General features: G+C 49.4%; 19 protein-coding genes. 13 read left to right on the forward strand and 6 right to left on the reverse strand.

All coding sequences use genetic code 11. From position 1 onward, the window contains the following. Positions 1–4: 4 nt before the first annotated feature. Both HER31_RS06480 and metG read right to left on the reverse strand, forming a co-directional pair. On the reverse strand, positions 5–970 hold the full coding sequence (locus HER31_RS06480) for an AAA family ATPase (RefSeq protein ID WP_168659800.1): 966 nt from the start codon (positions 968–970) through the stop codon (positions 5–7). 552 nt (positions 971–1,522) lie between these two features. Continuing rightward, a complete protein-coding gene (gene metG, locus HER31_RS06485; RefSeq protein WP_168659801.1) occupies positions 1,523–3,586 on the reverse strand; it encodes a methionine--tRNA ligase in 2,064 nt (687 codons plus the stop codon). A gap of 146 nt (positions 3,587–3,732) precedes the next feature. On the opposite strand from metG, the gene apbC reads away from it, so the two are divergent. The 9 genes from apbC (at position 3,733) to HER31_RS06530 (ending at position 10,693) form a co-directional block, all read left to right on the forward strand. Next, positions 3,733–4,842 (forward strand): iron-sulfur cluster carrier protein ApbC, encoded by a 1,110-nt coding sequence (gene apbC / locus HER31_RS06490; protein ID WP_420811008.1) that lies wholly within the window; start codon positions 3,733–3,735, stop codon positions 4,840–4,842. 58 nt (positions 4,843–4,900) lie between these two features. Then, positions 4,901–5,542, forward strand: a complete 642-nt coding sequence (udk, locus tag HER31_RS06495; protein WP_168659803.1) for a uridine kinase — start codon at positions 4,901–4,903, stop codon at positions 5,540–5,542. Positions 5,543–5,577: 35 nt separating this feature from the next. Then, positions 5,578–6,162: a dCTP deaminase gene (gene dcd / locus HER31_RS06500; RefSeq protein WP_168659804.1), complete on the forward strand. Its 585-nt coding sequence runs from the start codon at positions 5,578–5,580 to the stop codon at positions 6,160–6,162. Positions 6,163–6,164: 2 nt separating this feature from the next. Further along, entirely contained in the window at positions 6,165–6,977 is an 813-nt protein-coding gene (pabC, locus tag HER31_RS06505; protein ID WP_168659805.1) for an aminodeoxychorismate lyase, read from the forward strand. Next, on the forward strand, positions 6,961–7,971 hold the full coding sequence (mltG, locus tag HER31_RS06510; RefSeq protein WP_168659806.1) for an endolytic transglycosylase MltG: 1,011 nt from the start codon (positions 6,961–6,963) through the stop codon (positions 7,969–7,971). Before pabC ends, mltG begins: the two co-directional genes overlap by 17 nt. Continuing rightward, on the forward strand, positions 7,971–8,588 hold the full coding sequence (gene tmk / locus HER31_RS06515; RefSeq protein WP_168659807.1) for a dTMP kinase: 618 nt from the start codon (positions 7,971–7,973) through the stop codon (positions 8,586–8,588). The genes mltG and tmk overlap by 1 nt, the downstream gene beginning before the upstream one ends. After that, positions 8,585–9,499, forward strand: a complete 915-nt coding sequence (gene holB, locus HER31_RS06520; protein ID WP_168659808.1) for a DNA polymerase III subunit delta' — start codon at positions 8,585–8,587, stop codon at positions 9,497–9,499. Before tmk ends, holB begins: the two co-directional genes overlap by 4 nt. 24 nt (positions 9,500–9,523) lie before the next feature. Further along, positions 9,524–9,850, forward strand: coding sequence for a PilZ domain-containing protein (locus HER31_RS06525; protein WP_168659809.1), 327 nt, complete (start codon positions 9,524–9,526; stop codon positions 9,848–9,850). Positions 9,851–9,925: 75 nt separating this feature from the next. After that, positions 9,926–10,693 (forward strand): TatD family hydrolase, encoded by a 768-nt coding sequence (locus HER31_RS06530; protein WP_168659810.1) that lies wholly within the window; start codon positions 9,926–9,928, stop codon positions 10,691–10,693. 546 nt (positions 10,694–11,239) lie between these two features. On the opposite strand, the gene rsmF is transcribed toward HER31_RS06530, so the two are convergent. After that, a complete protein-coding gene (gene rsmF / locus HER31_RS06535) occupies positions 11,240–12,655 on the reverse strand; it encodes a 16S rRNA (cytosine(1407)-C(5))-methyltransferase RsmF (RefSeq protein WP_168659811.1) in 1,416 nt (471 codons plus the stop codon). 61 nt (positions 12,656–12,716) lie between these two features. Here rsmF and HER31_RS06540 point away from each other — a divergent pair, with 61 nt between their 5' ends. Then, positions 12,717–13,946: a nucleoside recognition domain-containing protein gene (locus tag HER31_RS06540; protein ID WP_168659812.1), complete on the forward strand. Its 1,230-nt coding sequence runs from the start codon at positions 12,717–12,719 to the stop codon at positions 13,944–13,946. Here the strand turns inward: HER31_RS06540 and HER31_RS06545 are convergent. The 3 genes from HER31_RS06545 to HER31_RS06555 are packed head-to-tail and all read right to left on the reverse strand — an operon-like array spanning position 13,943 to position 17,742. Continuing rightward, entirely contained in the window at positions 13,943–16,549 is a 2,607-nt protein-coding gene (locus HER31_RS06545) for an MlaD family protein (RefSeq protein WP_168659813.1), read from the reverse strand. The genes HER31_RS06540 and HER31_RS06545 overlap by 4 nt on opposite strands. Next, positions 16,539–17,141, reverse strand: a complete 603-nt coding sequence (locus HER31_RS06550; RefSeq protein WP_168659814.1) for a paraquat-inducible protein A — start codon at positions 17,139–17,141, stop codon at positions 16,539–16,541. The genes HER31_RS06545 and HER31_RS06550 overlap by 11 nt, the downstream gene beginning before the upstream one ends. After that, a complete protein-coding gene (locus HER31_RS06555; protein WP_168659815.1) occupies positions 17,125–17,742 on the reverse strand; it encodes a paraquat-inducible protein A in 618 nt (205 codons plus the stop codon). The genes HER31_RS06550 and HER31_RS06555 overlap by 17 nt, the downstream gene beginning before the upstream one ends. A gap of 158 nt (positions 17,743–17,900) precedes the next feature. Between HER31_RS06555 and HER31_RS06560 the strand changes: the two genes are divergently transcribed. From HER31_RS06560 to proQ, 3 genes are read left to right on the forward strand one after another with little or no spacing between them, the layout of a single operon-like run. Continuing rightward, positions 17,901–18,374 carry a GAF domain-containing protein gene (locus tag HER31_RS06560; protein WP_168659816.1) on the forward strand — a complete coding sequence of 158 codons (474 nt, stop codon included), beginning with the start codon at positions 17,901–17,903 and terminating at the stop codon, positions 18,372–18,374. Further along, positions 18,374–18,664 carry a hypothetical protein gene (locus HER31_RS06565; protein WP_168659817.1) on the forward strand — a complete coding sequence of 97 codons (291 nt, stop codon included), beginning with the start codon at positions 18,374–18,376 and terminating at the stop codon, positions 18,662–18,664. Before HER31_RS06560 ends, HER31_RS06565 begins: the two co-directional genes overlap by 1 nt. Further along, the gene (proQ, locus tag HER31_RS06570) at positions 18,664–19,329 is read left to right on the forward strand and encodes an RNA chaperone ProQ (RefSeq protein ID WP_168659818.1); all 666 of its coding nucleotides are present in this window, start codon (positions 18,664–18,666) and stop codon (positions 19,327–19,329) included. The genes HER31_RS06565 and proQ overlap by 1 nt, the downstream gene beginning before the upstream one ends. Positions 19,330–19,343 lie beyond the last annotated feature (14 nt).

The raw sequence follows: 19,343 nt of genomic DNA on the forward strand, positions 1-19,343 counted from the left end.
GCCCTTATGCCAATGCGGTGTTGCGGATAATTTCATCAATCACATCGTCGGCGCTGATGCCGTTTGCCTGTGCTTCGTAGCTTAGAATGAGCCGATGGCGCAGTACTCGATGGACAACTGCTTTAACGTCATCGGGATCGACAAAGCTGCGCCCTTGGAGATAGGCCATCGCTCGGGCCGATTTATCAATAGCTAAGCTAGCGCGTGGACTTGCCCCAGCAACAATCCAACGGGATAGCTCGCTATCTGCCGCCCGTTCAGGTTTACGAGTGAGCATGACTAAAGCAACGATGTAATCGACAATTGCTTTACTGACGTGAATCGATTGCACCTGCTGGCGGGCCACGTTAAGCCAGTTTGAATCGAAATGCAGCGGCGCTTGTTCTGTTTGCGCTTCTTCGGCTCGTACTAGTTCGATGATTTGCGCTTCGGTTTCATCGTTTGGGTAATCAACGATTACCTTCATTAAGAATCGGTCCATCTGCGCTTCGGGTAGCGGATAGGTTCCTTCCTGTTCAATTGGGTTTTGTGTTGCCAGTACCATAAACAGTGCGGGTAGGGCGTGGCTATGGCCGGCAATGGTTACCTGCCGCTCCTCCATCGCTTCAAGCAACGCCGCCTGCACTTTGGCTGGGGCGCGATTGATCTCGTCGGCGAGAATAAGATTGTTAAATATTGGCCCCGGTTGGAACTGCAGTTTAGGTACGCCGTCTAGCTGCGAATACACCTCGGTGCCGGTGACGTCGGAAGGGAGTAAATCAGGGGTAAACTGAATGCGGCCGAAATCGACCTTCATCGCATCGGCTAAGGATTTAATGGCGCGGGTCTTGGCGGTGCCCGGCATCCCTTCGAGTAGCAGGTTACCGTTGGAAAGTAACGCGATAAGAAGTGCTTCGGACAGATGCTGTTGTCCAATCACAGCGTGATCAAGCTGGCTTTTAAGCTGTTGTAGTGGTGAATCGACGGTCATGACCGATCAGTTGGTTGTTCGAATTGTGTTTGAACAGTACCAACCGTCTAAACCATTGACTGTGAGTTGAGTCAATCGTTTGCTTTGCGGGGATTTGTTCTAATTTGTTTGTGATAGCAGGTAGATACTTAGTGCTTTTGGCGGAACATTGTTTCCAAAACTGGCGATGTTGTAGGCGCGGCGCGGTTATGTAGCGCTGTTTCTTAGCAATAAAAAGGTTGTGTACCAATTAAGTGGTTCTCTTTTCAATGCTGTTAAAGCAAAGGCTAGGCGAGTTTTGATGCAAAGGGTAAAGCACTACCGCCGTTGCTCTTGCGCCGCATTGGAGCAGGTCAGCGAAGCGTTTTGGAGTGCGACCTAAGGCAAAGGGGGCGAAGATCCCCGCTAATGCATACAAGAATGTGCCATCGCCACCGCGACATAGTCCCTAAAAGCACCGAAATCGGTGAAGCCGAAGGCTTAAGATAAACTTCAATAGCTAACTACGACACAGCCAATAAAAACGCCGAGCTAAGCTCGGCGTTGTTCTGATCAAATGATCACCAGTTACGATTACATCACGCGTTGGCCTGGAATAGCGCCATCGTCAGGGCTCAGTAGGTAGATATCTTCACCACCCGGGCCAGCAGCCAGTACCATCCCTTCGGACATACCAAACTTCATCTTACGAGGGGCAAGGTTGGCTACCATGATGGTGAGTCGGCCTTCGAGATCTTCAGGCTTGTATGCCGATTTAATCCCGGAGAATACTTGGCGGGTTTCGCCGCCCAGATCCAACGTCATCTTAATCAGCTTTTTAGCACCATCAACGTGCTCTGCTTTAGCGATGCGAGCGATACGTAGATCGGTCTTTGCGAAGGTGTCAAAATCGATGGTGTCAGCGATTGGATCCTTGGCAAGCTCATCGTTGGCACCAGTTGATACGTCGGCTTCAGCCTGTGGCTCAGCAGCCTGCTCAGCGGCCAAATCTGCTTTGGTCGCTTCGATGATCGCTTCGATCTTAGCCGGTTCGATACGTTGAATAAGCGCTTTAAACTTATTGATTTCATGACCGGTTAAAGTGTCGTTGATGTTATCCCAACGCAGTTCAGCATTAAGGAAGGCTTCAACGTTTGCAGCCATCTGTGGCAGTACTGGCTTGAGGTAAGTCATCAAGATACGGAACAGGTGGATACCCATCGAGCAGACTTCGTGGGTCTTCTGCTCCATGCCTTCTTGTTTAGCCATTGACCACGGTGCCATATCGGCAATGTAGGCGTTAGCTTTATCAGCCAGCGCCATCACTTCGCGAATCGCTTTGCCGTACTCGCGACCTTCAAACAGGGCTGCAATACTGGTTTGGGCGTTTTGGAACTCCGCCAATAGCTCAGGATTCTCAATACCGTCAGCCAACTTTCCGTCGAAACGCTTAGCGATGAAACCGGCAGTACGGGAAGCAATGTTTACCAGTTTGCCGACCATGTCAGAGTTAACGCGCTGGGCGAAATCTTCAAGGTTAAGATCGATGTCATCGATGCGGTCGTTAAGCTTGGCGGCGTAGTAGTAACGCAGGTATTCAGGGTGCAGGTGATCTAAGTAGGTACGTGCCTTAATAAAGGTACCGCGAGACTTAGACATCTTAGCGCCGTTAACGGTTACGTAGCCGTGAGCAAACACGTTGGTTGGTTTACGCAGGTTGGCGCCGTGCAACATTGCAGGCCAGAACAGGCTGTGGAAGTAGATGATGTCTTTACCGATGAAGTGGTAAAGCTCAGTCTTCGAGTCTTTGTTCCAATACTCGTTGAAGTCCAAGTCGTCACGCTTTTGGCATAAGTTGTCGAATGAACCCATGTAGCCAATTGGCGCGTCTAGCCAAACGTAGAAAAACTTCTTGCCGTCGGTGCCTGGAATCTCAAACCCAAAGTATGGTGCATCACGGGAGATATCCCATTGCTGCAGGCCAGACTCAAACCATTCATTCAGCTTGTTGGCCATTTCTGACTGTAATGCACCAGAGGTGGTCCACTCTTGCAGCACCTGTTTGAACTGGGGCAGGTCAAAGAAGTAATGCTCAGAGTCTTTCATTACTGGGGTTGCGCCGGACACTACAGACTTCGGATTGATTAACTCAACCGGGCTGTAGGTTGCACCACACACTTCACAGTTGTCGCCGTTTTGGTCTTCAGCCTTACACTTAGGGCAGGTACCAGTTACGAAACGGTCAGGCAAAAACATCTGTTTTTCTGGATCAAACAGCTGCTCGATGACGCGGGTCTTGATGTAGCCGCTGTCATTTAAGCGGTTGTAGATCTCAGACGACCACTTACGGTTCTCTTCCGAGTGGGTAGAGTGGTAGTTGTCGTAGTTAACCAAGAAATCGGCAAAGTCGGCTTGATGTTCTTCAGAAACCTTGGCGATCATCTCCTCAGGAGTCATGCCCAACTTCTGCGCCTTAAGCATAATTGGCGTACCGTGGGTGTCATCAGCACATACCGCAATACACTGGTTACCACGTAGTTTTTGGAACCGTGCCCAGATGTCGGTTTGAATGTGCTCAAGCATGTGGCCTAAGTGGATTGAACCATTGGCGTAAGGTAACGCACTGGTCACCAGAATTTTTCTGTTCTCGACTGCCATCGTCTCTCGATTCTTCTGTAGATACGAAATAAAGGCGCAATTCTAACGTATGAACTCAAAATTTTCATTAGCGGAGCGTGCTTATGCGCGCTTTGTCGCCGCCTTTTGGTACACTCTCGCTAATTGCTAAACAAAGGACATGGCTTGTGACCGCTTTCGTAATCAATAATTCCCTTCCAGAACCGCTATCTACAGTAGTTTTGGAGCAGCTTAAAACCTTCAACGAACCGTTACTGAATAAAAACCTGATTGACGCTGAAATCCTTCGTGGTCTTGCCATTGATGGTCGTTGTCTGCAGGTCGGTTTAGTAATGCCATACCCAGGGCAATCGCAGTATCGCGACCTCGTAATGGCACTAACCAATCACTTGGCGGTTATTGAGGGCATTGATGAGGTTGAGTGTGAAATTGGCTTAAACGTAGCAGCGGTCAATTCCGGTAACGCCAAGGCACATCCAAAGATCCGTAATGTTATTGCGGTTGGCTCGGGTAAAGGCGGGGTTGGTAAATCCACTACGGCGGTAAATTTTGCTCTTGCACTTGCGGCTGAAGGTGCCCGTGTCGGGATGTTGGACGCCGATATTTACGGCCCGTCAATTCCGACTATGCTAGGTTGTATTGATTTCAAGCCAACCAGTCAAGATGGTAAAACCATGGAGCCTGCCTACGTCCACAACATGGCAGTGATGTCGATGGGCTTCCTAGCTACCGACGACAACGCTTCGGCATGGCGCGGGCCAATGGCGGCTGGGGCGATGGAACAGTTGATGAATGAAACCAACTGGCCTGAACTGGATTATCTGGTGATCGATATGCCACCAGGCACCGGTGATATTCAGCTAACGCTGTCGCAAAAGTTCCCGGTTTCAGGGGCTGTGATTGTGACTACTCCACAAGAGATTGCCACCTTGGATGCCCGTAAAGGGATCACCATGTTCAACAAAGTAAATGTGCCAGTATTAGGTATTGTTGAAAACATGAGCTACCACACTTGTGAAAACTGTGGTTCGAAAGAGCATCCGTTTGGGCAAGGCGGTGGACTGGCTACCGCAAATCGGTACAATGTGCCGCTTTTAGGGGAATTGCCTCTAAATGTGACGGTTAGAGAGCATCTGGACAACGGTACCCCAACGGTTGTCGCTGAGCCTGAAAGTGCGATTAGTAATGAATACCAAACCATTGCCCGCAACGTCGCCGCTTCACTGATTTTGCTCTCACAGCCAGACGACTTGAGTATCGAAATCACCAATGAATAACCCATGGAGGGGCCCTTGTGGCCCCTTCAATCCAACTTCTGTGTGAGAAAGTGAATTTATGAGCTCCCAACAGCAATGCGTCATCATCGGTATCGCCGGAGCTTCGGCTTCTGGTAAAAGCTTAATTGCTCGTACCATCTATGAAGAACTGACGCGGGATCTAGGTACTGATCAAATTGAAGTGATCAATGAAGACGCCTATTACAAAGATCAATCTCACCTGACCATGGAAGAACGGGTAAAGACGAACTATGACCACCCCAATGCACTTGATCATGATTTGCTGGCACACCACCTGCAATTGCTTAAGTCTGGCGCGGCGGTTGAAGTGCCGACCTACAGCTATGTAGAACACACCAGAATGAGCAAAACCAACACGGTTACGCCGAAAAAGGTGATCATTTTGGAAGGGATTTTGTTGTTAACCAATCATGCGTTGCGTCAACAGATGCACGCGTCGGTATTTATGGATACGCCGCTGGATATCTGCTTTATCCGCCGTCTTACCCGCGACGTGGAAGAGCGAGGCCGTTCGATGGAGTCGGTTATTGGTCAGTACCAGAGTACGGTGCGACCGATGTTCCTGCAGTTTATCGATCCGTCCAAACAACACGCGGACATCATCGTTCCTCGTGGTGGTAAGAACCGGATCGCTATCGACATTTTGAAGGCTAAGATCCGCCAGCTGGTAAACGGTTAAAACTAAGACCTAATAATAACAATAAGGATTGATAGATGCGCTTAACGGATGTAGAGATTGAACAACACTTAGACGATGGTTTGATTGTGGTAGAACCACGACCAACCGCCGACAAAATCAGTGGGGTTAGTCTTGATGTGTCACTTGGTAATAAATTCCGAGTGTTTAAGGATCATACCGCATCACACATCGATCTTTCTGGGCCACGAGAGATGGTACAGGCGCAGCTAAACAACGTAATGAGTGACGAGCTGGTGATCGCTGATGATCAGCAGTTTTTCCTGCATCCCGGTGAACTGGCGCTTGGTATTACTCTTGAAGCGGTTACCTTACCAGCTAACATTGTTGGCTGGCTGGATGGTCGTTCATCGTTAGCGCGTCTTGGCTTGATGGTACACGTTACCGCTCACCGCATTGATCCAGGTTGGTCTGGCAACATCGTGCTGGAGTTCTTCAATAGTGGCAAATTGCCGCTGGCATTAAGCCCGCGAATGGCAATTGGCGCGCTTAACTTTGAAAAACTCAGCCGCGATTGCGCTAAACCGTACAATTCGCGTTCCGATGCGAAGTATCGTGGTCAAAGTGGTGCGGTTGCGAGCCGGATCAGTCAGGACGACTAATTATGCGATTTTGGCTTAACGGCGTAGCGGCGGATGAGATTGCCATCGCTGACCGTGGTTTATCGCTTGGGGACGGCCACTTCACTACCGTTAAGGTGGTGAATGGCGCAATGGAGTTATGGCCGCTGCACCGGCAGCGGCTGGCCAATGCCAACGCGCTGCTGGGCTTTGCCGCCATCGACTGGGAGCGCATTGATGCTGAGTTGAAGGCAGTTATCGCCGACGTCGAGCTCGGTTGCTTACGGATAACCTTAACCCGAGGCTGTTCTGGCCGTGGTTATCAAGGTAAGTGGGGCGTGGATGCCACGCGGATCTATTCTGTTTCAGATTTTCCAAGTCACTATGGGCAATGGCAACGACAGGGCATTACGGTCGACATCGCCACCACTCGGTTGAGTTTCGGTGGACCACTAGTTGGTGTAAAAACCATTGGTCGTGCTGAGCAGGTTGTTATTAAACATGAACTAACTCGGTCGCCAGCAGACGATCTCATCGTACTGGATCCTTTCGACAACGTTATTGAAGCCAGTGCTGGTAATCTGTTTGTGGTTATTGATGGCACCGTAGTTACACCACAATTAAGTCACAGTGGTATTGCTGGGGTTATGCGCCAAAGGCTGCTAGCGGACATTGCCGAGCTTGGTTATCAAGTGCAGGTTAGACCCCTTAAGCTGGCGGAACTGAAACACTGTCAGCAGGCCATTATCTGTAACTGTTTGATGGGAGTTGTTCCCGTCAATTACATTGGGCAACAGCACCTCACTCTTCATTCACTCGCAACATCGTTACAGGGACACTATGACCCGTTGGTTTAAAGGCCTACTCATTGCGTTTGGTATCGCATTGACGATAACCGCTGCTGCAGCGCTGTTCGTTTCGCAGCAGGTCCAAAAGGCGTTAACCGCTGAATTAAGGATTGATGCAACGACCGAAGTTACCATTGCACCAGGGCAATCAGTGCGGCAGTTATTACTGCAGTGGCAACAGCGCGGATGGATCGACTCTGAATTGTGGCTGCGCTTGGCGTTAAAGCTTAAGCCACAATTGGCTGGCATTAAGGCTGGTACCTACCACTTAGCGGATGATTTGACCGTAGAACAGGCGTTACAGCACCTTAAAGAGGGTGTTGAAGCACAATTTAGTATCACTTTAGTGGAAGGCGGTACCATCAAAGAGTGGTTAGCCCAGATCCAGCAGCACCCACGCTTGGTGCACACCATATCATCGGTTCAAGAACTTACGGCGGCGTTAGATATTGATGACGCCAATCCAGAAGGGTGGTTCTATCCAGACACATACTCCTACAGTGTTGGCAGCAGCGACGTCGACCTGCTTAGTCGTGCTCATCAGCGAATGCAGCAAGCTGTAACAACAACCTGGGCCGAACGACAGCAAGATCTGCCGCTAAAGTCCGCCTATGAACTGCTGATTCTCGCCTCGATTATCGAGAAGGAAACCGCGGTTGCCGCTGAGCGCCCGCTGGTCTCGTCGGTATTCATTAATCGCCTTAACAAAGGGATGCGATTACAAACCGATCCCACCGTAATTTATGGCTTGGGGGACAGTTACCACGGTGACATTACCCGCAAGCACTTGAAAACAACCACTCCATACAATACCTACCGTATTGATGGGCTAACTCCGACGCCGATTGCCAACCCCTCGTTGGCTTCACTTCAGGCGGCAGCAGCACCACAGGCAAGTAAATACCTGTACTTTGTTGCCAACGGTGAGGGTGGTCACACCTTTAGCTTGAACCTGAAAGATCACAATCGCGCGGTACAGCGTTACCTAAAAATGAATAAATAATGACTGGCACATTTATCGTAATTGAAGGGCTCGAAGGAGCCGGTAAGAGCAGCGCGGTGGCGTTGGTTAATGACTTTCTAGTGAAACGCTTTCCCCAGCGTGAGATCGTTAATACCCGTGAACCCGGTGGCACGCCATTGGCCGAGGAGATCCGCGAGATCTGGAAACAACCACGGCAAGAACCGATGGCACCAATCACTGAATTGCTGATGGTATACGCCTGTCGTGCGCAATTGGTGGAAACGGTAATTAAACCGGCCCTTGAACGCGGTGCGGTTGTTCTTGGCGACCGCCATAACCTTAGCTCTGTGGCATACCAAGGTGGCGGTCGTCACTTGTCGGAGCAGGTAGAGGCGTTATCGAACATCACCTTAGGTGAGTTTAAACCAACGCTGACGCTGTATCTCGATATTGAACCATCAATTGGATTAGAGCGAGCACGCCAGCGTGGTGCCTTGGATCGCATTGAGCTGGAACAGCTAAGCTTTTTCGAGCGGGCACGACAGTGCTACCTCGTCGCTGCAGAAAACGACAGTGCTATTGTAACCATCGATGCGTCACAACCGATTGAAGCGGTTCAAGCGGATATCATCAGCGCTTTGGAGCAGTCCCTTTGATTAAGCTGCCGCACCGACTGGAACAAGCTCCTTGGTTAACAACGCCATGGCACGAATGGCTGCAGCGGCGGCAATTGGGTCGACTTGGCCATGCACTGTTGTTACAAGGACCAGACGGCTGCGGCAAAGAGATTCTATCGGAACAGATCCTGACCGCACTTCTGTGTGACAGCGGCGATGGCTGTGGTTTTTGTCGTCACTGTCAGTTATTGAAAGCCGGCCATCATCCGGATCGTATCGATATCGGCCCAGACGGAAACCAAATTAAGATTGAGGCGATACGTGCATTGATCAGCCGTTTGGAAGGGACAGCCCATCAAGGTGGGGCACGAGTGGTGGTGATTGACCAAGCTGAAAAGCTCAACGGGGCAGCTGCTAACGCTTTGCTAAAGACCTTAGAAGAACCCATGGATGGTGTCTATTTATTGCTGCTTTGCAGTGCGCCAGAACGGTTATTGCCTACCATTACCAGCCGTTGTCAGCGGTTAGTAGTTGCGATGCCGACGTTAACTCAAACCAATGAATTTATTGGAGAAGCTTCACTAAAACTCGGAAACTGGCCTTATTGGCAAGCGTTACTTGGAGGGCCGTTGGCAATGAAAGCGGCTATTGATAGCGATAATATTGCCACCATTACCCAATGGCGAAAATGGTGGCGAGCCAGTCTTAAAAGCGGTTTAGTCGAACCCCAACTTGCTGCTGTTGATAGTGAGTCGGCGGCGTTAGTGTTAAAAGTCCTTTATTACGAACTGCTGTTTATTGGCCGCTCAAGACCGCAATGGTTAGCTGAGCATTATTCAGCGATTCAGCAAGTTATCGAAAAAATATCTTGGTTAGAACGGCAGTCCGGCATTAATCTAGTGGCAGTGTTTCAACAGCTAATTACCGCAATTCGGCAAAAAGCCCAGTAAATTGCGTGTTTTACAAGGATGTTTATGGTCGCGTTAGAGGCCCAGTTTGTCACCAGTACCCAATTGTATCGGGCTTATATGCCGTTTATTCGCTTTGGCGCCTTGTTCTTTGTGACCAGCAAAGAGTTTCAATTGGGTGAACTGCTTTCAGTTCGGTATCAGATCCCCGGTGATTTGCAATGGCATGCCTTTGAGGGGCCAGTGGTTTGGTGTAATCCGCTGGGTTCGCAAGGGGGGCGCCCGCCGGGAGTTGGCGTCGCGTTTCAACACGAAAATAACCAACATCGAGATCTAATAGAGAAAGCGCTTGTGGGCGAAATGACCTCAGGCCAACTTACTTCAACGATGTAATCCCACGCCAAACTAGATCCAACAAGCAAATGTCATTACCCTGTGCGCATTACGTAATTTTGTTGGATTTCCCCTGTGTTAATTGACTCCCACTGCCACCTTGATCGCCTTATCGAAGGCGATGATGCTACTTCACTAAAGCCGGTATTGGACGCCGCTAAACAAGCTGGTGTTGAAAAAATGCTATGCGTTTCAGTGAGTCAAAAGGGGTATGAACGGATGAAACAGGTTGTTGCTCCCTATACCCAAGTAGCAATCTCCTGTGGCGTTCATCCCTTAGACGTCAAAGACGGTTATGATAAAGCATGGTTGGCTCAACACGCTGATGACCCGCAAGTTGTCGCTATTGGCGAAACCGGTTTGGATTACTACTACGATAAAGATAACGTTGCCGAGCAGCAGCAAGCCTTTATTGACCATATTAAAGTAGCTAAGCAACTCAATAAGCCTGTGATTATCCATACCCGAGACGCTAAGCAAGACACGTTGCAAATGTTGCGCGAACATGGCCCCGTGACTGGGGTATTGCACTGTTTTACCGAAGATTGGGCGATGGCCAAAGAAGCAATTGAGTTGGGTATGTACATCTCAATTTCTGGCATCGTTACTTTTAAAAATGCTGAGCAGATCCGCGATGTAGTGCGTAATATGCCACTTGATCGATTGTTAGTGGAAACCGACTCGCCGTATCTTGCGCCGGTGCCATATCGCGGTAAATCCAATCAGCCTGCGTATGTGCGTGAAGTGGCGCAATATGTTGCTGACTTAAAGCAGATCCGCTACGAAGAACTGTGCCAGATCACCGCCGCCAATTATCATCGATTGTTTCCACTAGCGAAGTAGATTTGTTAGGCAAAAAAGGCTGTGTCGTAGTTAGCTGTTGAGGTTTATATCTAGCCTTCGGCTGCACCGATTGCGGTGCTTTTAGGTGAGGATGTCGCGGCGGCGACGGCACATTCTTGTATGCATTAGGGGCGAGCTCCGCCCCCTTTGGAATCCCCCTCTGCCTTAGGTCGCAGTCAAAAACGCTTAGCTGGACTGCTCCAATGCGGCAAAAGGTCACGGCGGTAGTGCTTTCCCCTTGTAGCAAAGCTGCGTTGCCGGTGCTTTAACAGTATTGGACAGAACAACACTTCGTTGGTACACAGGCAAAAAAAAGCCCGCAACTATTCCTATTTGTCGCAGGCTTAGGGGAACTTAACTGTGTTGGGACAACGCATTGTGTCGTTATGTGCCAATGTCATTAAGCGTAGTTTGCTTTTCTACAACTGGGGCGAATCGAACCGATAATTAACCGAAATATGATTAATGTATGGTTTGATTCGCTTTGTTTGCTGCACAGTTTAGTAGCGAAGCGATCATCGTTGCTGGCAAAGGTTAACTCTGTGCCTACGCGTAGTGGCTGATCTTATCTTTTACCAGATCTCGCGGTAAGCCATTTTTAAGGCGGCTATTAATCCACTTCGCCAGACCCAACACAGTGCCATCTAAGCAAACGATGGTTTCACCTTTTCCGCCAGCTTCGCCCATCGGAATATCGCGGCCCATGAGGTACTGTTCCGCCTGTTCTAATGTGAGCTCAACACATCTGGTTTGGTCGCAGGGTAACGCCAGTACCGCTTGATGGTGGGTTCTAAACCCTTTTTTATGCACATCAGCGAGCTTTACGCCCAGCCGTTGTAGCCTGATTTTGTCCAGCAACGGCATTAGGTTCTGCGGGAACCACCATAGCTCGGCATCACGAGCCATAACGACACCATCAGCAGGCACGGTTATTCCCAGTTGTTGTTCGAGGTAGTTGGTGATCTGTGCGGTCACTTCAGCATCAGCAGGTTTGAACGGGAAGTTGCCCAAGCGCGGTTTGATGTAGGTGCTGTCAACGCTACCAGTTTTACGGATTGCTGCGACGAAGAACCCTTCCGAGTCATAGATCTGCGGCCAAATATGAAGAAAGCCTTCGGCACCACAAGATTGTTCCGCACCAGGGAATAGATCTGCTAGCGACAGAAACTCTACTTGATCTGGATACTGCGCCTTGAGGTAGTTGCAGACGTCGTGGTTTTCTTGGCGGTTAAGGGTACAAGTTGAATAGACCATTACGCCGCCGCTTTTCAGTGCACAGAATGCAGAATCGATCAGTCCACGCTGGACTTGGGTAATTTCGTCTATCGATTGCAAACTCCAATTACGCATTGCGTCCGGATCTTTTCGCACTGTGCCTTCGCCGCCACAGGGGGCATCCAATAAGATGGCGTCAAATTGTTCAGGTAATGTTGGACCAAACACATGACCATCGAAATGGGTTAAGGCAACGTTACGTACCCCCAATCGTTGCAAATTGGAGTGCAATACCTTAACTCGAGAAGAGGAGTATTCGTTGGCGATAAGCAAGCCGCTGTTATCCATTAATGCAGCGATCTGAGAGGTCTTGGACCCTGGTGCCGATGCTACATCCAATACGTATTCTGGCTGATTGAGGAAGTGAAACAGCGCAAATGGTGGCATCATCGATGATGCTTCCTGAATGTAAAACAGGCCTGCTAAATGCTCGGGGATATTACCCAACGCAATGTCGTCCTGTTCACCGTCAAGCCAGAAACCCTGCTGGCACCACGGCACCGGCGTTAATCGCCAACCTTTCTTGGTCATACGCTGGTTAAAATCTTCGACGCTAATTTTGAGGGTGTTCACCCTTATCGAACGGCGAAGAGGGAGTTGGCTGTACCGAACGAACTCATCAAGGGTAAGATGAGCCGGCATAGTTGACTCGATAAGATCTAGAAATGCCTGAGGAAAGTCGACCATAACGTGGTTCCTGCGGGAAAACGGCGCAAACTATACCATAGCTAATGCAAGGAGAGCAGGGTTGTTAAATAGAGTATGGGGCATGTTCTTTTTAGTGTCCGCGGTTGGCTGTTTATGGCAGTGGTTGGTTGGTAACGATCCGTTGGTTTTTGCCCGCTGGGTTGAACAGCTATTTGAGATGGCCAAACTGGCTATTGATATCGGTATTGGTTTAGCTGGCATGATGGCGATGTGGCTCGGGCTAATGAAGATAGGCGAACGCGCCGGCTTGATCGATAAGCTGGCAGTGCTGCTAGCGCCGCTATTTAGCCGATTAATGCCAGAGGTACCCAAAGGCGATCCGGCTTTAGGCTCAATAACCATGAATATGGCAGCAAATGCGCTTGGTATGGACAATGCAGCGACGCCTATTGGGATCCGAGCAATGGAACAACTGCAGCGACTTAACCCGACGCCAACGATTGCCAGTAACGCGCAGATCCTGTTTTTGGTTCTTAATACCTCTTCAGTCACCCTGTTTCCGGTTGCAGTGCTGCTTTATCGCGCACAACAAGGGGCGATGTCACCAAGCGAAGTGTTTGTGCCGATTCTGCTCGCTACCAGCGCATCAACCATTATCGGCTTGCTCACCGTGTGTTTAGTACAACGAATCAAACTGTGGGACACGGTGCTATTGATATGGTTTGGCGCTGCAATGGCGTTGTTAACCACGTTGGTGGTGTCGCTTGCCGGTTATAGCCATCAACAGCTACAAGCGTTCTCATCGTTGTGGGGCAATTTTGCGATTTTTGCCTTGATCATGCTGATCGTCACCGTTGCTGCTTATCGAAAGCTGGCGCTATTTGATCTGTTTATTGAAGGCGCGAAGGAGGGGCTACGAACCACGGTAACCATATTGCCCTATTTGGTTGCGATGCTGTTGGCCATCGCCAGCCTACGAGCATCCGGTATCCTCGACGGGGTGATATACGGAATAAGGATGTTAGTTGAGGTACTTGGCTTTGATGGGCGTTTTGTTGACGCATTACCAACTGGACTGATGAAACCCTTTAGCGGCAGTGGCGCACGGGCGATGATGCTCGAAACCATGAATAGTCACGGGGTTGATTCCTTTGCGGCTAAACTGGCGGCGGTAATGCAGGGCTCAACCGAAACCACGTTCTACGTGTTTGCGGTCTATTTTGGTGCGGTAAAGATCCGTAATGGTCGTCATGCTATCCCATGTGGGCTGGCAGCGGATTTTGCCGGGATCTCCGCCGCCATTTTCGTTTCCTACTGGTTCTTCGGTTAGAACTTAGGTTGCCATTCCAACCAGTCTAATTTTACCTTGTCGTATAAGCGCATCCGTTGACCATCGCTCACCCGGTTTTTATCGCTGGTGGGCGATTCGGTGGCGAAGGCTACGCCGCCCGCCAATATGGTCTCTAATGACTCGGTCTTAATATCAGCCCCGCTAAATACCCCAAAGTCGATATCAACCCCGGAGGCATTCCAAAATTTGGAGCTGCTATTCACAAGGTGTTGGAATTGGGGTTGAAACTGGATCTCGATATCAACTGAGTCGCCGCTGCCGGTTAGACGGGTATGGATCACTTCGCCAACTCGGATTTGCCGATAGAGCACTGGGCTGCCAATATGCAGTGAACCTAACCGTTGTTGGTTTAGCACCAAGCGTAAACCATCGCCGTACGGGGTTTGCAGTGGTTCCTCAATTGCGATAACAAAGTTGGTTTGGCTGGCATCATTTTTACCGGGCAAGCTAGCAATGTGGTTGCCTGCAAGAATGGTATCAACGTTACGGATCCCCGAGAGTGCCACTTTAGGCTGTACCAAGTAATACTGCGAGTCGCTGCGCATAAACTGGTTGGCCCATGGCTCTTCCAGCTCGGCGACAATAACTTGTTGGCTTAAATCTGCCGTTAGTGTCACTTGTTTAACCTCACCAATCTTATGGCCGAGGTAACGAATTGCGGCGTTGCTATCGATCCGGCCATCGGTTGACAGGGTTAATGAGATCTGCCGTTTGCTGGCGAGGGCTTGATGCTCATTTAGGTAAATATTGTCATTACTAAACGGTGCCGAAGCTATCTCTTCATCGGTATGGCCAAAACTTAAGCCACCGCGGATCATTGAAGTCAGCGGGTTGGTACGAATATTGATGCCGCCGAGCGATCCTTCAATTTCGACTCCAGAGTAGTGCCAGAAGCGAGTATTGGCATTTATCAGGTAGCGGTATTGATGATCAATTTCAACTTTAACCTCAAGGCTATTATCGTTCAGTTCGATAGCGTCGATGCGACCGGTTTCTAGGTTGCGGTAATAGATTGGTGCACCAACGCTCAGCCCGTTCAGCGTCGTTGTGGTTAATGCCAGCTCCATCGGTGCAGGTGTGAGAGCATCATCGCGATTGTCGTACAGCGTGAATGCCGTCATTGCTTCAGCTTGCTCAGCTTGGCTTGAGCTGCTGAATGAGATACCACCGGTTAACGCGCTTTGCAATGGCGCTGCGGTGAGCTGAAGTCGAGACAAATCTGCTTTGATATCAATTGCCCCATCGAGCCAAAATCGACTATTTTTGCGGATCAGTTGTTGATGATCTGGCTCTATCAGAATTTCTATATCAACGCTGTCAGCCGCTAAGGTAGCATCAAGCACTTCACCGACAACGACGCCACGATAGCGAATCGGTGCACCAATACTGACGCCCTTCATCGCTGTTTGGTTAAGGATAAAGTGACGCCCTTGAATCGCATCTTCTGGTGGATTTTCTAATAGGGTGAAATGTTGCTGGGGACTACCGTCACCAGGCCAGAGGCGTATGAAATCGCCGAAAACAATGGTTTCAAGATGGCTGATTCCATCCAACCCAATATTGGCACTCACCCGACTGAACTCAGTGCCCTGGCGTAACAGATGTTGATGACGGCTATCAATCCAGCCATGGAGCTCGACATGCTCTTCGCCAAGTTCGATGGACTCAATCTGGCCTAAGTCGATACCACGAAAACGGATACTGCTACCAACATTCAGCCCATTGGCATTGAGTGCAGTGAGGGTGATATGGCTGCGCAGATTGGTGGACTGTTCATTTTTGTATAGTTCGAATCGTTGTGAGCTTTCCGCTTTTGGGCTGTCGTTTGGTGACGAGAACGCGATTCCGCCGGCGAGCAGTGTGGCAAGGCTTTCAAAGTCAACATCAAGCCCTTTACGGTTTGCCTTTAAACGCGCCCCAGAAACGTTCCAAAAGCGACTGCCTTGGCGGACCAAGGTTTGATATTTTGCTTCTATCAATGCCGCAAACTCGACGCCACTGCCATCTTGGGCAAGAGTAAAATCGACCAGTTCACCGACCTTCACTTTTTGAAAATAAACGCCACTGCCGACGGTTAACGAGCCACGATCTGGTGCCTTTAAGTGAACCAATAAGCCGTCACCTGATTCGACCAGAGATGGCGCTTGTTCTGAGCCGATAAAACTAGTAGTACGACGTCCTTCACCGGGCTGCATGGCAATGTAGTTACCTGAAAACAGTGCGTCTAGTCCATCAATACCAGTGAGTGAGGCTTTAGGCTGAACCAACCAAAAGGTTGTCTGGGATTTCAATAGCCCCTCAACCGAGTTTTGCATGCGGATGGTCACATCGACCGAACTGTTATCATTTGCTAATCGCACATCGATGACTCTGCCAACAACTATCCCTTGGTAACGCACAAAGGTTTTATTGGCCTCAATGCCGGTAGCACTTGCGAATTGGACATTGATGTCGCTGCCACGCTCTTGAATGTAATTAACCAGCAACCACAGGCCAAGGATTGCCGCTAGTAGTGGCAATATCCATACTGGAGACAGCGTTTTTTTGCGCTTGATTAACGGCGCTTGAGTTTCAGAGCTCATCGTTTTCCTTTTCTAAATCCCACAACAAGCGTGTATCCAAACGCTGTGCTGCGAACTGAGTAAACAATATGACTAATGCGAAGTAAGTTGCCGCCGGTGCGGGGATCGCGTAGAGCAGTTGGCCCATATTGATCAGGCTCACCATAATGGAGATGACAAACAGATCCAACATCGACCATCGCCCAATGAATTCAATAACATGGAAAGCGGTTGTAAGTTGGCGGCGAGACAGGGGCAGATCGAGTTTAATCGTCAGTAGAATCACCGCTAAACCGAAGATTTTGGTAATAGGTACTATGATTGACGCAACTAACACAATGATGGCAATGCCAGCCATACCAGCGTCGAATAGATAGGTAATTCCAGAGAATATCGTGTCGTAGGTATTTACGCCTTGGTTAATTGTCTGGGTAATCGGCAAAAAGTTTGCCGGAAACAGAAAACAAAAAGCCGTTAATAACAACGCTGCGCTGGTTTGCACAGAGTTTCGAACGCGCTTCGATAACGGAGTGTCACAACGGGGACAACGGTCGGGCGCAGCGGTTGTTAGGCGACAACCCTGGCAAAGTCGTAACTCAGCGTGACTCTTCATAGTACTGCCACATCTGGTTGGGGTTGTATTCATATTGAACGTAAAAAAGCATCACGAATAGCATCACATAGCAGCCGGTACCCCAACCAAAGGTTAAGGTGGCGAAGTCAGCTAATTTGAATACCGCGATAAGGTAGCTGATGAGGTAAATCTCAACCATTGATAGACTTTTAAGTAATGATTGCTTCAGTAACAACCATTTAAGCACGTTGGGGTATAACCGAGACTTAACCAATAGCAATTGCAGCATCACCGAGACAAGCAGCAGCAGTGGTGCAATAACACCAGTAACCAATACCGCAAGACCAACAAGAGCAAAGCCCTTCTCAATAACTGCTATGGCACCACTAAAGACCGTGGTGGAGCGAACATTACCGACGATATCGATCTCAAGAATGGGCAATAAATTAGCAGGAAAAAACAATACCAACGCCGCGATGGTTAATGCTAATAGAGTATTAGCATCACAGTGAGGTTGATGATAAACCGAGCTGCCACAGCGGGGGCAAAGCGCACGAACGCCATGCGGTAACGCACGGTATCGAATTGGTTCATCACAAGTTGGGCAGAGCAGGGTGGACGGTTGCAAAACTTGTCCCATGGCAGTTCATGTCACTAGATACAGTAGCTTACCACCTGCGCTAAATTTGGAATAGCGGCAATATTCTGCGCAGTTGCGCCCATCGTTGGGGTTTTGCCTTGACTCAGAACGGCGAAACTGGGTTAATGGCAAGCTGATTATTACTCTAAGTCGTATACATGTTGTCCGCTGAAACCCTCGATTATGGATTGCTGAGTGAACAAGCGAAATGTTTGATCGCCGGCGAAACCAACCGCGTAGCCAATTTGGCCAATATTTCCGCTTTGATCTACCACTCAATGCCAGACCTTAATTGGGCCGGTTTTTATCTGTTGGACAGCCCACAGGAACTGGTTCTAGGGCCGTTCCAAGGCAAGGTGGCTTGTGTTCGTATCCCCGTTGGTAAAGGGGTATGTGGTACTGCGGTTTCGACCGGTCAGACTCAGCTTATTGATGACGTTCATGCCTTTGCTGGCCACATCGCTTGCGATAGTGCCAGTGAATCAGAACTGGTGGTACCAGTCCGAGTGCATGGGGAAATAGTTGGTGTTCTAGATATCGACAGCCCTAAGTTAGCTCGTTTTAGCGAGCGCGACGCCCGTGGCATAGAGAAACTAGTGCAGGTTGTTGAACAACAATTAGAGCAGCAGTAGTGAAAGAATTAGTTCATATACACACCTACTTGATGGATGCCAATGAAGTAGGTGAATGGGAAGGGCAAGAAGCTCTCGCCGCAGAAAATATCAACACACTGTTTCATGCAGTTTATGATTTTGCGGACCATGATATTGATGTTGCGCGGTTAGAGCAGATGCTTGACTCCGTGTGGCAAAATTGGCAACACAATCCCGAACTCATTGAGTTGGACGACGACATGATTCATGCATTCGTCGAAGCATTATTTACCCATTTTGACCCAGAACAGGGCCAGGAAGACTTTTGATGACCACTGAACAAAACACCACTCCGGAAAGCACAGAAAAACTGAAGGACGTGAAAGAAGTTATTGCCTATTTGGCAGAGCAGTTCCCGAAGTGCTTTACCATTGAAGGTGACGCGCAGCCGTTAAAAATTGGTCTGTTTCAAGAATTAGCAGAACGTTTGGACGGCGACGACAAAGTGAGCAAGACTCAACTGCGTCAAGCAATCCGCCGTTACACTAACAGTTGGCGCTACCTGCGCGGTTCAAAAGCCGGTGCAGTTCGTGTTGATCTTGATGGCAACGATTGTGGTGCATTAGAGCAAGAACACATTGAGCACGCTGAAAAAACTCTCAAAGAGAGTCAAGAGCGCGCTAAAGAAGTTCGCCAAGAAAAAGCCGCTGCTGAACGCAAAGCTAAGCGCCCAGCTAAAAAGCCTCGTCCTGCTCGCGCTGAGCAAGCAGCTAAAGCAAAACCATCTAAACTGAAAAAAGAGACTGAACAGCGGAACTCTAAGCCGCTTGAGAAAGTCTCAGCAGATAAGCTGGTAGTAAACATGCAAGTTTTGGTTACCTTGGGTAAAACCCCTGCCAAAGGTACCGTGACTGACGTGAACAAAGGCGATGTTATGGTTCGCCTGGAATCCGGCCTAACCGTTAAAGTAAAAGCCGACCACATTCGCGTATAAGTGCGCGATTCGGC

Origin of the sequence: Ferrimonas lipolytica, from assembly GCF_012295575.1 — a bacterium.
In the GTDB taxonomy this organism is placed as follows: domain Bacteria; phylum Pseudomonadota; class Gammaproteobacteria; order Enterobacterales; family Shewanellaceae; genus Ferrimonas; species Ferrimonas lipolytica.

What these genes read in the sequence shown, in the direction of transcription:
- tmk (WP_168659807.1), top strand. Translation starts at nt 7,971, where the DNA reads ATGACTGGCACATTTATCGTAATTGAAGGGCTCGAAGGAGCCGGTAAG.
- HER31_RS06555 (WP_168659815.1), bottom strand. Translation starts at nt 17,742, where the DNA reads ATGGGACAAGTTTTGCAACCGTCCACCCTGCTCTGCCCAACTTGTGAT.
- pabC (WP_168659805.1), top strand. Translation starts at nt 6,165, where the DNA reads ATGCGATTTTGGCTTAACGGCGTAGCGGCGGATGAGATTGCCATCGCT.
- udk (WP_168659803.1), top strand. Translation starts at nt 4,901, where the DNA reads ATGAGCTCCCAACAGCAATGCGTCATCATCGGTATCGCCGGAGCTTCG.
- dcd (WP_168659804.1), top strand. Translation starts at nt 5,578, where the DNA reads ATGCGCTTAACGGATGTAGAGATTGAACAACACTTAGACGATGGTTTG.
- metG (WP_168659801.1), bottom strand. Translation starts at nt 3,586, where the DNA reads ATGGCAGTCGAGAACAGAAAAATTCTGGTGACCAGTGCGTTACCTTAC.
- rsmF (WP_168659811.1), bottom strand. Translation starts at nt 12,655, where the DNA reads ATGGTCGACTTTCCTCAGGCATTTCTAGATCTTATCGAGTCAACTATG.
- HER31_RS06550 (WP_168659814.1), bottom strand. Translation starts at nt 17,141, where the DNA reads ATGAAGAGTCACGCTGAGTTACGACTTTGCCAGGGTTGTCGCCTAACA.
- HER31_RS06525 (WP_168659809.1), top strand. Translation starts at nt 9,524, where the DNA reads ATGGTCGCGTTAGAGGCCCAGTTTGTCACCAGTACCCAATTGTATCGG.
- HER31_RS06560 (WP_168659816.1), top strand. Translation starts at nt 17,901, where the DNA reads ATGTTGTCCGCTGAAACCCTCGATTATGGATTGCTGAGTGAACAAGCG.
- mltG (WP_168659806.1), top strand. Translation starts at nt 6,961, where the DNA reads ATGACCCGTTGGTTTAAAGGCCTACTCATTGCGTTTGGTATCGCATTG.
- HER31_RS06545 (WP_168659813.1), bottom strand. Translation starts at nt 16,549, where the DNA reads ATGAGCTCTGAAACTCAAGCGCCGTTAATCAAGCGCAAAAAAACGCTG.
- HER31_RS06480 (WP_168659800.1), bottom strand. Translation starts at nt 970, where the DNA reads ATGACCGTCGATTCACCACTACAACAGCTTAAAAGCCAGCTTGATCAC.
- proQ (WP_168659818.1), top strand. Translation starts at nt 18,664, where the DNA reads ATGACCACTGAACAAAACACCACTCCGGAAAGCACAGAAAAACTGAAG.